This window comes from Brevibacterium sp. LE-L, assembly GCF_050214925.1.
GTDB lineage: Bacteria > Actinomycetota > Actinomycetes > Actinomycetales > Brevibacteriaceae > Brevibacterium.
The window spans coordinates 1,090,747-1,102,999 of sequence record NZ_CP189759.1; the positions used below are offsets into that span (position 1 = coordinate 1,090,747).

Genomic DNA, 12,253 nt, shown 5'->3' on the forward strand with positions numbered 1-12,253 from the left:
GAACGGCCGCGTTCACACGGAGCATGAGGGACGGGATGGACCATACTCTCCTGCGGATCAAGAGGGCCTCGGAGCAGGAAAGGCGAAACGCCTCGTCTTATGCGAACGGAACCCGCCGCCTCCACACATCTCGCCTGGTCCTCGATGTGCCTGACCGTGACGATGCCGCGGACATATTCGCCATCGTCGGTGACCACCGCGCTGTTGCGCACAATCCTTCGGACTACGTCAGCGACCTTGAGGAGGCGACCGAACTCATCGAGAGGTGGCTTCGCCACTGGGCGGATCACGAATACGGGTACTGGTGCGTGCGGGAGATTCGGACGGGGCGAATCATCGGCTACTGCGGGACGAAGAGGATGCATATCAACGGCATGCCGGCCCGCAACCTGATAGCTCGGTTTCATCCGGACGCATGGGGGTCGGGATATGCGACCGAGGCTGTCAAGGCGGCGCTTGAGCGGGCCGACGCTCATGCCGAGGACGGTCCCGTTGTCGCCCGGGTGCGACCAGAGAACCTGGCCTCGCGAAACGTGGCACTCAAGCTGGGCCTCCGGCGCGATCCCGACATGGACGAGCGCGGACCCGACGGGATCGAAGAAGTCTTCAGTGACCGTCTGACGTGACGCTCGCTGCACGGGGCAGTGAGGCTCGTTCGGGTGGGAATCTGCGTTTCCACGTAGATGCTCACTGTCTTGATGTTTGTCGACGAGGGGGGCTTGTGGCGGGGGAGATCGACCATTAAAGTAGGTAAAGTACAACACTTACTTTACATATGGAGGTCTGACAGTCATGACTCGAATCGCAATCATCGTCGGCAGCACCCGCGTACACCGCCGCGGCCGCATGGTGGCCGACTGGGTATACGAACACGGGCGAGCGAAAGCGCCGGAAGGAGTGCACTTCGACATCGTCGATCTGGTCGACTTCGCCCTTCCGGTCCTCGACGAGCCCGCACCTGCGGCGTGGGGTGTGTATGAGCATGCCTATTCGCGACAGTGGGCAGAGACCATCGATTCTTACGATGGGTACGTCTTCGTCCTGTCCGAGTACAACCACGGCGTACCGGGTCCGTTGAAGAACGCTATCGACTATCTGTACAACGAATGGATCAACAAGTCGGCCGGATTCGTCAGCTATGGAATGCACGGCGGCGTTCGTGCAGTCGAGCAGATGCGCATGATTGCCGCTGAACTGGGACTTGCCGATGTGGGTGCACAGGTCGTGCTGTCGACGTTTACGGACTTCGACTACACCGGCTGGGATGAGTCCGACCCCGCGGCGACAGGAACATTCGCTCCGGCGCTGCGCCAACTGGGTGATCTGTCTGCCACTCTGCATGCGGTGGTGACATGGGCTGAGGCGATGACCACCGTGCGTCGGAAACTCTCAGCGGCATGAACACGCGAACATCTTCCTGGGCCGTACCGGTCATTCTCCTCGGCGCGGTTCTCCTGCCGTTGGCGATGTCCGGGGCCAGTGTTGCAGTGCCGGCAATCGGCGATGACCTGGAGTCCGCAGGATCTGCGGCGTCGTGGGTAGTCACCGGGTACTTTCTTGCGGCCTCGTCGCTCATGCTGGTCACCGGTTCCCTGGGGGACAACCTCGGGCGGCGACGAACGTATCGCTTCGGCATCGTCATCTACATCCTCGGCGCGGTCTGTGCCGCTTTCGCGCCGAGCATCACCATACTCCTCGCGGGGAGAGTGTTGAGCGGGATGGGGGCCGCGGCAGTGATGGCAGGCGGTGCGGCAACTGCTGCAGCGGCATTCACCGGTCCTGTCAGAAGTCGAATGTTCGCCGCGATCGGAACAGCGGCCGCAGTCGGACTTGCGGCGGGTCCTGTCGTATCGGGGGGACTGGTCGAATCGCTCGGATGGCGGGGTGCATTCATGGCGTTCGCTCTGGCAGGTCTGGCTGTGTTCGCCGGATCCTTCGCCTTGCCGGAATCCCATGGGGACGACTCGGTGCGTATCGATTGGATCGGTGCCGCGCTGGTCGTCGCCGGCCTCTGCTCCTTTATGCTCGCGATAGCTGGGGCGCCCAGTCGCGGCTGGGCAAACCCAGTCACGCTCGGCGCCGGCATGCTTGCTCTTGTGTGCTTCGCAGCACTCCGATTTCATGCTCGCAGAGTCGCTTCTCCCATCATCGACTTCTCGCTGTTGCGCAACCCGAACTTCTCGGGCTGGTTGATCGCGTTGGCAACAGTGTCGTTCGGCTACGCCGGACTGCTCGCCCACTTGCCCAGCTACCTGCACAGCGTCTTCGCATACACTCCGTCGCAGTCGGGGCTCATGCTGCTGACTCCGGTCGTGCCCATGGTGCTGCTGCCGATGCTGGTGGGGCAGCTGAGCACCAAAGTGCCGGCCCGACTGATGATCGGTCCTGGCCTGCTCGCCATCGCTGCCGGCAATGCGTGGCTCGGGTTCGCAGTGTCCCCCGATTCTTCCGCGCCAGAGCTGATCCTTCCCCTCGTGCTCATCGGTCTCGGTCTGGGGACAGCCACAGGCATCGTGGATGCGCAGGCCATGAATCACGTCGAGCCGGAGAAGCACGGGCAGGCAGCAGGCTTGGTGAACACGGTCCGAGGAGCATCGACAACGCTCATTATGGCTCTGTTCGGTTCGGCGGTCGTGGGACTCATCGGATTGGAGACCGGTGATCCGCAACTGGCGGGCAGGCTTGCGACGGGTGTCGACATCGGTGGCGATGCGGCACTCGCGGGAGCAATCAGCTTCGGCTGGACTTTCGCGCAGTGGGGCCTTGCGGCGGTCTGCGCAGTGGGTGCATTCGTGGTCATGGTCCTTCTCGGGCGTCCGATGCGCAGTCGTTTTGAGAGTCTGCCGAGGGAGAGTAAGGTAAATTGATTGCTTTACACTATGACGAAGCCAATACTCGAGATGAAAGGTGAGGGATGACTTCGACTTCCAATACGCCGGTTCCAGCTGGAAAATCAACGAGCCGTCTGCGCCCTGAGAAGCGCGCCGCGATCATGGAAGGCGGTCGGGCAGTACTGGCCCAGTACGGGATCGAACGGGCAAGCATCGATGCGATCGCCACCGCATCCAATGTGTCCACCCGAACCATCTACAAGCACTTCAAGGACAAGGCGACGCTGTGCACCGAGATCATTGCCGAATCCGCAGCTCGAGTGGCCGAGGACATCACTGCACTCATCGAGAAGCACCTCTTGGGGGCAATCAGTGTCGAAGGCAGAGAATCCGTTATGACCGACTTCGCGACGGCATGGCTGCTGACAGAAGCGCCGTCGGAGGAACACCGCATCCTCATGGATCAGATGCATGGCATCGCCTCGCACGAAGAGCCGGCCCTCGTTGAAGCGTGGTACCAAGCGGGGCCCGGATTGGTCCTGGACAGGCTTTCTGAGGCCTTCCAAAGTTGGGATGAGCGTGGACTGCTGACGGTTCCACGTGCGGACATCGCTGCGGCACACTTTGCTCAGCTCGTGTCTGCGGGGCCGAACACTGTCGCTGTTTCGAACCTCAGCGCAGCAGGGCGATCGATATGGATCAGCGCCGGAGTCGACGTCTTCCTTCGTGCATATGGCACGTAAAGCTGGGCTCATGCGACACAACACTGCACAACTGCTGCGGATCGGGTTTTTTGCCGACGGAGTGTTCAAGGCGGTCGTCGCCATTGTGATGCTGGTTCTGCTCGAGCCGATCACTAGGCACGATGGAGCCCCTGCCTGGCTGCTTCTGCTGACCGTGCTGGCGGTGTCGATCAGCGCGGTCGCTGAGATTGCGTATGCAGCTCGAAGCGGGACCGGAACGCACACGAAGTATCTTGTGGCCTACGACGCGGGATGGTTCCTTGCGACCGCGGCTGCGCTCTTCTTGGTGTTCGGGCGCGGGGCAGAGGGATGGACGCTGTGGCTCAGCTATCAGGTCATCGCCTCACCGATCATCGCCATCGTCTTCTTCCGCGGCTCGCGACCCCGCCCGTGACACCGCGACATTGGTCGCCAGGCCGTCGAGGATGACTTCGAGGCCCTCGGAGAAGTCGGTGTCTTCTCCCGCTTCGCCGTCGTCCGTGTTGCCGCTGCGAAATGCCTCGGAGGACAGCGCCTCGGCGAGGTGCGGAAATGTCTCTGAGGAGATCACCTGCGCCAGCGCTTCACCGTACGCGCGTTCGCTCTCGGATTTCGCCTGTCCGGGTTCCCGTCCTTCCTCAAGTTCTGTCTGAAGCAGAGCTGATTGCCGGACAAAACCGCTGAGCAGCGTGAGCGCCGAGAGCTTCTCCTTCGCGCTCATCCCCGTATGGGCGAGCTCTGCGAGCCCCCGTTCGAGCCAGGCGACCTGATTCGGTCCCGAGGGAGCGCGATAGATGGGAACGCGGGGGAGCCAGGGTCGCTCCTGATACAGCATCCACAGATCACCCGCCCATGATCGAAGGCCCTCCCGCCAATCGGCCCCGGCCGGGCGTGGGGCGGTCGGCCGACTGGCTGCATCGATCATGAGTTGAAGCAGCTCGTGCTTGGACCCGATGTGTCGGTACAACGACATGGCGGTCACGTTCAGCTCCACGGCGACCTTGGGCAGCGTCGCCGCCTCAAGTCCGCCGCCATCAGCGAGTCGGACGGCGGTGCTCACGACGGTCTCGACATCGAGGGTCGACTTCCGGCCCCGCTGCTGTGGTGCTTCCGGAAGCCGCCAGAGCCTTCTGAAGAAGTCCGGAACAGCGTTATCGGTCATGAACTCTCCACTTCCACCAGCATGAACACGATTCTACAGGCCCATATAGTTTAAGGCATATAGTTTCTGTGATATCGTCATTCGCATGACTCAGAGAACACGATCGCAGCCACCCTCGCCGGCCGGCCGAGTACATGATGTCGATGCACTCCGGGGCTTTGCCCTGTTGGGGATCTTCGTCGTCAACATCACGTTCATGGCATCTGCCTATCCGGGCAACCTCGTCGATGATCCGAACTTCTCGGGACCAATTGATGATGCCGTCCGGTTCCTTGTGGCCGCGCTGTTTTCAATGAAGTTCTACCTGCTCTTCTCCTTCCTGTTCGGATACAGCTTCGTGCTGCAGATGGATGCTGCTGCTCGGGCGGGGGCTGCGTTCGTGCCGCGCATGCTGCGCCGGTCGTTGGGGCTCTTCATCTTCGGGGCAGGGCACATCGTGCTGCTCTACAGCGGAGACGTCCTCACAACGTACGCGGTGATCTGCCTGGTGCTCCTGGCGATGTATCGCGTCCGAGATCGGACGGCGCTTTTGACGAGCGGAATCATCTACGCATTTGTGACGCTGTCGCTCGTCTTCAGTGCCGCCTTCCTCGACCGCTCGATGTTCATGCCCAGCCATGACGAGGCACTCGCTCAGGCCGCAACACAGACTCAGACCATGCTCGGTGGCCCGCTCGAGATCCTGGGCCACCATCTGGCCGGGCTGGACCTCCTGGTCATCCAGGCGGCTTCCCTTCAGGGGCCGACGGCGCTGGCGATGTTCCTCATCGGGATGATCGCCGCGCGACGCCGGCTGTTCTCGGACCTGGGGAATCGGACGCAGCTCCTGCGGCGGGTTCAACTGGTCGGCTTCGCGGTCGGTCTGCCCGGTGGAGTGCTCTTCGCCTGGCTCGGAGGGGATGCCAACACATGGGCGACAGCGGTGAGCGTGGTGACGGCCCCGTTCCTCAGTGCCGCCTATGTGGCTACTCTCATCCGCCTCCTGCATGTTCGGCAGGGCGGACCGCTGCGCAGAGTCCTCGAGCCGGTCGGTCGAATCGCCTTGACGAACTACCTCGGGCAGTCGTTGGTGGGCCTCATCCTGTTCACCGGGATCGGTCTCGGCCTTGCCGGTCGGGTCTCTCCATTGATGCTCTTCGTGCTTGCTGTGGTGATCTTCGCGGTGCAGGCCGGGGTGAGTGCCTGGTGGCTGCAGTCCCACCGGTACGGGCCGGCCGAATACCTCCTCAGGCTGTTGACCAATTGGAGCAGGCCGAGACGCGGGCGGTCGGTGTCGGCGCCGAGCAGCCTTCCACCCTCTGCCGCCTGAGCGGCGGGGTCGCAGAGCGGCAGGGTGCCGATGCGATGCCCGCGGTCACCTGCCGTTCCATTCGAGTCCGTGGGCTCAGGTCACCTTCTGCGCGAGTCCCTGACCGCACCGGCCAGATCGCCGGAGAGATCATGGCGGGTGAGGTGGGTGAGGCGACTGATCGCCCTGATCAGCCCGTCTGATCCGCGGTAGCCGACGGATCGGGCAGCAGAGCCGACCGTCGATCCCGCACGGATCCTGCGCAGGGCCAAGTTGAGTCGTCTCCGCGTCCTCCACTGCACGAAAGACATGCCGAGATCGTCTCTGACGATCCGTTCGACGTGCCTTCTGCTCATCGAATGTCGCGCGGCGACAGCGGTCAACGGCACCAGCAGGCTCATGTGGTCGTCCATGATCGCTCTCACCGCGCGGTGCTGGGGTTCCGGAATGGAGAAGTCATCGACGGCGAACGTGCTGAGCTCTGCGTCGAGGGTCTCCCTGAATGGCCTGCGCTCGGCCTCGCAGCTCGGGGACGAGGCGAGGATGAGCAGAGCGGTTTCACGAATGGTGTCTGATCGGCGGATATGCAGGAACCCCTCGGGAGGCTCTGTCGCCGGTGACAGACGCGGGCCGAGCATGATGGAATCCGATTTCGTCGTGACCGAGTGGTCGATGCCCGAACCCAGCCACAGGCTGGACTCGGAGCCGAGGCTGAGGCGCGTCGGTTCGAATCTGTGTCCGCGCAGATGGACGTCCACGGAGCCGCTGATGACATGAATGAGCAGCGGGTACGGATGGCTGTGCCAATCATGGCCTGTGAAGTGCACCGGTCGTTCAGCCTCGGTGTCGCTGCGTCGTCGAAGAACATGTCGTGCTGGTCGAGTGATGGTGTCGCCTTTGTCGTAGGTGAATCGAAGAGTTTGGTTAGGCTGGGCTATGTTGTCTGATTCTAGTCCTACTCACCTGACAGAGGTAGCCAATGTCCTTGCTCCGTCGCATCAGCGCGCTCTTTGTGGGTGCAGGTCTTCTGCTCATCAGTGCCTGTGCGGACCCCACGAGCGCTACTGACGACAGCTCCTCGGCGAGTGGATCCGAGACGCGTGTTGTCACAACCGAGCAGGGAGAGGTTGAGGTTCCTGCCGATCCGCAGCGGGTGGTTGTGCTCAACTACGCCCTGGCAGGCTACCTCTTCGATCTCGATGTGCCGGTCGTCGCCACCACCCCCGAGGTGACGGAAACCGACGGGGAGTTCTCACAGTTCTGGTCTGAGGAGGCTGAGGCGCAGGGAACCGAATTCCTCCCGTGGAGCAACGATGGATTCGACCTCGAGGCCATCATCGCGGCCGATCCTGACCTCATCATCGCCGGAGGGATCGGGTTCCCGCTCAAGCATGCGACCGATTCCTACGACAGATTGCAGGAGGTGGCGCCCACGGTGCTCGTGTCCGGGGATAAGCAGACATGGCAGGACCAGTTCTCATTCATCGCCTCCGACGTGCTGGGCAGACAGGCGGACTATGAGAAGTTCGTATCCGTCTATGAGGATCGCGTCGCCGAGGTGAAGGACAACATCTCGATCCCCGAGGGTGAGATCTCCATCCTCACGCTCGACAGCAAGGACACGCCCTACATCCTCATCGAGGGCGAGAGTCTGTCGGCGGAGCTGGAACCGCTCGGTTTCACGACTGCTCCGCTGTTCGAAGAGAACGACATCGAACCCTACACTGCCGGTGGAGACATGTTCGGGCCGTCGCTCGAGGTTCTGCCTGACATTCTGAACTCGGAGACGGTCTTCCTAGTCGGCTTCAACAATGCGAGCATCGGCGTCGACGACCTCAAGGACGAAGCTCCGTACGATCGCGTCCCTGCCTTCGAGTCCGGTCAGGTCCACGACCTCCCGTCCTGGGCGATGCGCGGCGACTACGACGAGGCGATGGCTCTGCTCGACATCGTTGAGGACATGTTCCCCGCGACGCAGTGATGAGGAAGGCGATCAGCGATCTGTCGACGGCGCAGCGGGTGGGACATCCTCATCGTCGGCATCTTCATCGTCATCGCTCTCATCGTCGACGGTCTGGTCGGAGCGACCGAACTCGTCGGGATCGACCTTTTTGAGGTACTCGGCTGATGGCGCGCCTCCGGCCTCGTGGTCGAGATTCTCCGCAGCCTTGCGCATGCTGTCTGCAGTGGTGCCTTCGGTGCTGTCTTCGGTCGACATTCTCGTCACCTTTCGCTGGAGAGCGCGGGCGGGTGATCAGTCTACGCGGGTCCCCTCGCTGAGCAGTACCCCCAGCTGTGTCGACCGAAGCACTGTCAGATTCGTCGGGGTTGTTTACAGGGGCCGCCCGGTGATGACAGGCTGACGTCAACGCTCCAAGCGTTGCGGGGCTCCTGTCGGTCCCGTCGCCTGAATCGCGGAAGCCGAGGAGGAACAAGCGATGAACACCAGTCAGCTACGCAAGTTCTACGAGCAGGGCGGACCCTACGCCACGGTCTACTTCGAAGGGCGGTCCCCTTCGGCCGATGCCGACACGCAGCTGCGTCTGCGCTGGTCGGACCTGAGGGAACGACTGTCCTCGGCCGGGGCGGATGAGTCCCTCCTCGAATCCATCGATGCCATCGTCCTCATCGACGAACCGACCGAGGTCCACACGGATGGTCGGACCATCGTGGTGAACTCGCAGGGTGTCCAACTCGATGCGCATTGGGACGCCGCGCTGGGAGATGGGGATGACGCCCATTACGGAGACGTGCCAGAACTCGGTGCTTACCTGCGCCAGGAATGCAGACAGTTCGATGTGGTCCTCGTCATCGCAGGCCAGGACGGCGCAACCGTCCGCGAGCTGAGTGTGACCCCGGATCGTGAACGAAGTGAGTTTGACGGTGTCCACGTGACCGGCGACAACGACGAAGACATCAACAAGCCGCGGCGAGGCGCGTACTCGCACAACCAGATCCGGCGCCGTGTCGACGAGATCATCAAAGACCATGCGCGCAGTGTCGCTGACTTCGTCGATCGACTCATCACGGATCACGCACCAGATGCGGTCGTATTGGCCGGAGAGGTCCAGGGCAGAACGGCGGTCAAGGCCGAGCTGTCAGTGAAGGCCGAAGAGCTGCTTCACGAGATCTCGGAAGGCGGCGACGATGATGAGGGCGCTGAAGAGGCGATCGATGTGGCAGTGCGAACGCTCGTCACCAGCCTTGCCCAGGAGCGCGAGGCCGCGAACTCGGAGCGGCTGGCCGAGAGCAAGGCACATGACCGTGCGGTCGAAGGCCGCGCCGAGGTCGAGAAGGCTGTCGGGCGCGGAGCTGTGGCAACCCTGCTGCTTGATGACGCCGAGGCATCGGAAGGGGAGGCCGCCATCGTGGCCCAGGCCGTCCTGTCCTCAGCAGACATCGGACTCAGCCATGATCCGATGCCGGACGGCATCGCGGCGATCCTCCGTTACGACGTGGGTTCTGCTCTGGCCGATTGACCCGGTGCTCGTCTGTTTCGAGCGGCCGAGCCTCGGCAGAACCTCAACAATATCGAGCAAGCTCACAGCTTCGATCGGCGGTCTCTGAGCGCAGCACAATGCGGCGGCATATCCCCGTGGGCTCGGCAGAGAAGAGATGTTGAGTGCGTCGAGTTCGCAGACTTCGGGAGCGCTGATCGAAGCCGTCCATTGCCGGTCCGAGTTGGACCGTGATGGCGCTCGTTTGACCTGTTTGAGGGTGAGATCGCCGGGCGGCACAGACAGACCGTGTCCGGTGGTCTTCACCGCGGCTTCTTTGCCCACCCAGAGGTCGATGCGCTGACGAACGGGATCCTCGCCATCGGGCAGTGATTCCGAGGGGTTGATGACATAGTCGTCGAAGCCTGAGAAGACATCGCTCGGAACCTGCTCGATGTCGACTCCTATCGGTGAGGACGCAGGCGCCGAGGCGATCACGACCGTGTCGTTCGAGCGCGACAGACTCAGTTCGGCCCCGGGTACTTCTGGTTTCCCATGGGGACCGCCGCACGTGCGACAGCGGCGTGTCAGCGCCAAGTCGCCGGCCTCTTTGAGATCGATGCCGAGGCGGCGGGCAGCCATTAGCCGAAAGAGCAGATGCGCTCCTCGGTACGCATCCCGATCCGTGCGCCTGCGAAAACGGTCTGCTCGAGCAGCTTCGTCCGCTGACAGCAGCGTATCGAGCCAGGGGTGTTCGGTCAGCACTCGGTCGATCGCTGCGATGTCGCTGATGAGATATTCGATCGCGGTGCTCGTCATCTCCGACTGATCCGACGGTACTGCGACACGGCGATGGGGGAGAAGACGGCGATGACCGCAATGCAGCTGAGGATCGCATAGATGACGGCGTTGTCGGCCGCCCACCCTGTGCTGGTGATGAATCCTGCCGGCGGTGCGTTGCCGAAGAGCTCTCGGACGCTGGTGGCGACGGCGGTGATCGGATTCCATGCGGCGATCGCCTGCAGCGGGCCTGGAAGGGTGTCGATCGAGACGAAGGCCCCGGAGATGAAGGTGACGGGGAAGAGCCAGATGAGCCCGAGGCTCTGCGCCACCTCGACGCTCCTGGCCGTCAGCGCGATGACCGCACCGATCCACGACATGGCGAAGCTGAAGAGGAGCAGGAGCGTGATGCCGAGCAGCGCCGAACCGAATCCCTCGGTGATGCGCCACCCGATGAGCAGACCGCAGATCATCGTCACCGCCACGGAGATCAGGCTGGTGACCAGGTCCGAGGATGTTCTGCCCAGAATCACGGCGACCCGTGACATCGGCAGCGAACGGAACCGGTCGATGAGACCGAGCTGCAGGTCCTTGGCGAGGTAGACGGCGGTGAAGGAGGAATTGAAGGTCAGCGTCTGAGCCAGAATCCCACCGATGAGGAATTCCCGGTACGGGCCACCGCCGAGGCTGCCGCCGAAGACGAACGCGAGAAGGAAGACGAAGATCACCGGCTGGACAACCCCCGTGACCAGGGCACCCGGAGTCCGGCGGACGGTGAGCAGATTGCGCCAGGCGATGACGGAGCTGTCGCGGGCGGCCGAGACGAGGGTGCTCATACTCCCACCTCGGCGGTGTCGGCTGGTGTCTGTGAGGGCCTCGCCGAGGCGGGCTGGCCGGTGAGGTCGAGGAACACGTCATCAAGCGTCGGACGGCACAGGGCCGCCTCGGTGACGGAATGTCCCTCCTCATCCAGGTCGGCAAGCACCTGCAGCAGGTCCCTCTGTCCCAGCGGTGCGGACGCGGTGATGCGCAGTCCCGAGGAGTCCGCCTGCGGACGGGCGGGCTCGCCGATGATGCGGTCGAGGATCCGCAGGGTCCCTTCGAGGGAGTCGCGGTGGGTCAGCGTCAGTGTGATGCGTTCAGCACCGAGCCTGCCCTTGAGATCTGTGGAGGTTCCCTCGGCGATGACCTGTCCGGAATCGATGACGGCGATGCGATCTGCCAGTTGGTCGGCCTCTTCCAGGTACTGGGTCGTCAGCAGCACGGTGGTGCCGGCTCTGACCAGGGTGGTGATGACCTCCCAGGTGTCGAGCCGAGCGCGCGGATCGAGCCCGGTGGTCGGCTCATCGAGGATGACCACCGGGGGACGCACGACCAGGGCCGAGGCCAGGTCGAGTCGTCGCCGCATGCCTCCCGAATAGGCGCCAGCGCGTTTGCCCGCGACGTCGCTGAGACCGAATTCGGCCAGCAGTTCGCGAGCACGGGCCACCGATTCTCTGCGAGTCATCCCGTAGAGGCGGGCGACCATGACGAGGTTCTCGTACCCGGTGAGCTTCTCGTCGACGGCAGCGTACTGGCCGGAGAGACCGATGCTGCGGCGGACGGCCGTGGGATCGGTGAGCACCGAGTGCCCTGCGACGAGGGCGGTGCCGGAGTCGGGGCGAATCAGTGTGGACAGGACCTTCACGGTCGTTGTCTTCCCGGCCCCATTGGGGCCGAGGAGACCGAAGATCTGTCCCTCCTCGATGTCCAGACTGATGCCGTCAAGAGCACGAAAGGCTCCGTAGTTCTTCCTCAGGTTCTCCAGCCGAATCACTATGAGGCGATCTCGGCGAGCCGGCGCGGAGTGATGTCCGTCCAGTTCTCCTCGACGAATTCGAGGCAGTCGTCGCGGCTGGCCGGTCCGAACACGAGGACCCATCCCGCGGGCACATCGGCGAACGACGGCCACAGCGAGTGCTGTTGGAGATCGTTGACCAACACGCGGAAGGTACCGGTTGTGTCGTCGAAGGGGTTGTTCACTGGTTTTCAGC

The 12,253-nt window shown here is 63.0% G+C and carries 15 protein-coding genes; 8 read left to right on the plus strand and 7 right to left on the minus strand.

All coding sequences use genetic code 11. The features are described from left to right. The first annotated feature begins 35 nt into the window (after window positions 1-35). The 5 genes from ACQE2J_RS04890 to ACQE2J_RS04910 all read left to right on the plus strand — a co-directional run bounded on the left by ACQE2J_RS04890 (window position 36) and on the right by ACQE2J_RS04910 (window position 3,968). Window positions 36-626, plus strand: a complete 591-nt coding sequence (locus ACQE2J_RS04890) for a GNAT family N-acetyltransferase (protein WP_426937494.1) — start codon at window positions 36-38, stop codon at window positions 624-626. 166 nt (window positions 627-792) lie between these two features. Continuing rightward, entirely contained in the window at window positions 793-1,401 is a 609-nt protein-coding gene (locus ACQE2J_RS04895; RefSeq protein WP_426937211.1) for an NADPH-dependent FMN reductase, read from the plus strand. Next, a complete protein-coding gene (locus tag ACQE2J_RS04900) occupies window positions 1,398-2,867 on the plus strand; it encodes an MFS transporter (protein WP_426937212.1) in 1,470 nt (489 codons plus the stop codon). The genes ACQE2J_RS04895 and ACQE2J_RS04900 overlap by 4 nt, the downstream gene beginning before the upstream one ends. Before the next feature lie 47 nt (window positions 2,868-2,914). Further along, window positions 2,915-3,574: a TetR/AcrR family transcriptional regulator gene (locus tag ACQE2J_RS04905; protein WP_426937213.1), complete on the plus strand. Its 660-nt coding sequence runs from the start codon at window positions 2,915-2,917 to the stop codon at window positions 3,572-3,574. Window positions 3,575-3,584: 10 nt separating this feature from the next. Further along, window positions 3,585-3,968: a hypothetical protein gene (locus ACQE2J_RS04910; RefSeq protein ID WP_426937214.1), complete on the plus strand. Its 384-nt coding sequence runs from the start codon at window positions 3,585-3,587 to the stop codon at window positions 3,966-3,968. Here ACQE2J_RS04910 and ACQE2J_RS04915 read toward each other — a convergent pair. Beyond that, on the minus strand, window positions 3,918-4,715 hold the full coding sequence (locus ACQE2J_RS04915; protein WP_426937215.1) for a TetR/AcrR family transcriptional regulator: 798 nt from the start codon (window positions 4,713-4,715) through the stop codon (window positions 3,918-3,920). The genes ACQE2J_RS04910 and ACQE2J_RS04915 overlap by 51 nt on opposite strands. Window positions 4,716-4,911: 196 nt before the next feature. Between ACQE2J_RS04915 and ACQE2J_RS04920 the strand changes: the two genes are divergently transcribed. After that, complete coding sequence (locus ACQE2J_RS04920; protein WP_426937216.1) at window positions 4,912-6,024, plus strand: DUF418 domain-containing protein; 1,113 nt, start codon at window positions 4,912-4,914, stop codon at window positions 6,022-6,024. 80 nt (window positions 6,025-6,104) lie between these two features. Here ACQE2J_RS04920 and ACQE2J_RS04925 read toward each other — a convergent pair whose 3' ends face one another. Next, window positions 6,105-6,830 (minus strand): helix-turn-helix domain-containing protein, encoded by a 726-nt coding sequence (locus ACQE2J_RS04925; protein ID WP_426937217.1) that lies wholly within the window; start codon window positions 6,828-6,830, stop codon window positions 6,105-6,107. 152 nt (window positions 6,831-6,982) lie between these two features. On the opposite strand from ACQE2J_RS04925, the gene ACQE2J_RS04930 reads away from it, so the two are divergent. After that, a complete protein-coding gene (locus tag ACQE2J_RS04930) occupies window positions 6,983-7,984 on the plus strand; it encodes an ABC transporter substrate-binding protein (protein ID WP_426937218.1) in 1,002 nt (333 codons plus the stop codon). Between the two features lie 12 nt (window positions 7,985-7,996). On the opposite strand, the gene ACQE2J_RS04935 is transcribed toward ACQE2J_RS04930, so the two are convergent. Beyond that, entirely contained in the window at window positions 7,997-8,221 is a 225-nt protein-coding gene (locus ACQE2J_RS04935) for a hypothetical protein (RefSeq protein WP_426937219.1), read from the minus strand. Window positions 8,222-8,441: 220 nt separating this feature from the next. Here ACQE2J_RS04935 and ACQE2J_RS04940 point away from each other — a divergent pair, with 220 nt between their 5' ends. Beyond that, window positions 8,442-9,482: a Vms1/Ankzf1 family peptidyl-tRNA hydrolase gene (locus tag ACQE2J_RS04940; protein ID WP_426937220.1), complete on the plus strand. Its 1,041-nt coding sequence runs from the start codon at window positions 8,442-8,444 to the stop codon at window positions 9,480-9,482. Here ACQE2J_RS04940 and ACQE2J_RS04945 read toward each other — a convergent pair. The 4 genes from ACQE2J_RS04945 to ACQE2J_RS04960 are packed head-to-tail and all read right to left on the minus strand — an operon-like array spanning window position 9,393 to window position 12,242. Next, window positions 9,393-10,259: a 4'-phosphopantetheinyl transferase family protein gene (locus tag ACQE2J_RS04945; RefSeq protein WP_135810416.1), complete on the minus strand. Its 867-nt coding sequence runs from the start codon at window positions 10,257-10,259 to the stop codon at window positions 9,393-9,395. The genes ACQE2J_RS04940 and ACQE2J_RS04945 overlap by 90 nt on opposite strands. After that, entirely contained in the window at window positions 10,256-11,056 is an 801-nt protein-coding gene (locus tag ACQE2J_RS04950) for an ABC transporter permease (protein WP_135810415.1), read from the minus strand. The genes ACQE2J_RS04945 and ACQE2J_RS04950 overlap by 4 nt, the downstream gene beginning before the upstream one ends. Next, window positions 11,053-12,036 carry an ATP-binding cassette domain-containing protein gene (locus ACQE2J_RS04955; RefSeq protein WP_168216756.1) on the minus strand — a complete coding sequence of 328 codons (984 nt, stop codon included), beginning with the start codon at window positions 12,034-12,036 and terminating at the stop codon, window positions 11,053-11,055. The genes ACQE2J_RS04950 and ACQE2J_RS04955 overlap by 4 nt, the downstream gene beginning before the upstream one ends. Further along, entirely contained in the window at window positions 12,036-12,242 is a 207-nt protein-coding gene (locus ACQE2J_RS04960; RefSeq protein ID WP_135810413.1) for an MbtH family protein, read from the minus strand. The genes ACQE2J_RS04955 and ACQE2J_RS04960 overlap by 1 nt, the downstream gene beginning before the upstream one ends. Window positions 12,243-12,253: the final 11 nt, after the last annotated feature.

What these genes read in the sequence shown, in the direction of transcription:
- ACQE2J_RS04890 (WP_426937494.1), top strand. Translation starts at nt 36, where the DNA reads ATGGACCATACTCTCCTGCGGATCAAGAGGGCCTCGGAGCAGGAAAGG.
- ACQE2J_RS04895 (WP_426937211.1), top strand. Translation starts at nt 793, where the DNA reads ATGACTCGAATCGCAATCATCGTCGGCAGCACCCGCGTACACCGCCGC.
- ACQE2J_RS04900 (WP_426937212.1), top strand. Translation starts at nt 1,398, where the DNA reads ATGAACACGCGAACATCTTCCTGGGCCGTACCGGTCATTCTCCTCGGC.
- ACQE2J_RS04905 (WP_426937213.1), top strand. Translation starts at nt 2,915, where the DNA reads ATGACTTCGACTTCCAATACGCCGGTTCCAGCTGGAAAATCAACGAGC.
- ACQE2J_RS04910 (WP_426937214.1), top strand. Translation starts at nt 3,585, where the DNA reads ATGCGACACAACACTGCACAACTGCTGCGGATCGGGTTTTTTGCCGAC.
- ACQE2J_RS04915 (WP_426937215.1), bottom strand. Translation starts at nt 4,715, where the DNA reads ATGACCGATAACGCTGTTCCGGACTTCTTCAGAAGGCTCTGGCGGCTT.
- ACQE2J_RS04920 (WP_426937216.1), top strand. Translation starts at nt 4,912, where the DNA reads ATGGCATCTGCCTATCCGGGCAACCTCGTCGATGATCCGAACTTCTCG.
- ACQE2J_RS04930 (WP_426937218.1), top strand. Translation starts at nt 6,983, where the DNA reads ATGTCCTTGCTCCGTCGCATCAGCGCGCTCTTTGTGGGTGCAGGTCTT.
- ACQE2J_RS04935 (WP_426937219.1), bottom strand. Translation starts at nt 8,221, where the DNA reads ATGTCGACCGAAGACAGCACCGAAGGCACCACTGCAGACAGCATGCGC.
- ACQE2J_RS04940 (WP_426937220.1), top strand. Translation starts at nt 8,442, where the DNA reads ATGAACACCAGTCAGCTACGCAAGTTCTACGAGCAGGGCGGACCCTAC.
- ACQE2J_RS04945 (WP_135810416.1), bottom strand. Translation starts at nt 10,259, where the DNA reads ATGACGAGCACCGCGATCGAATATCTCATCAGCGACATCGCAGCGATC.
- ACQE2J_RS04950 (WP_135810415.1), bottom strand. Translation starts at nt 11,056, where the DNA reads ATGAGCACCCTCGTCTCGGCCGCCCGCGACAGCTCCGTCATCGCCTGG.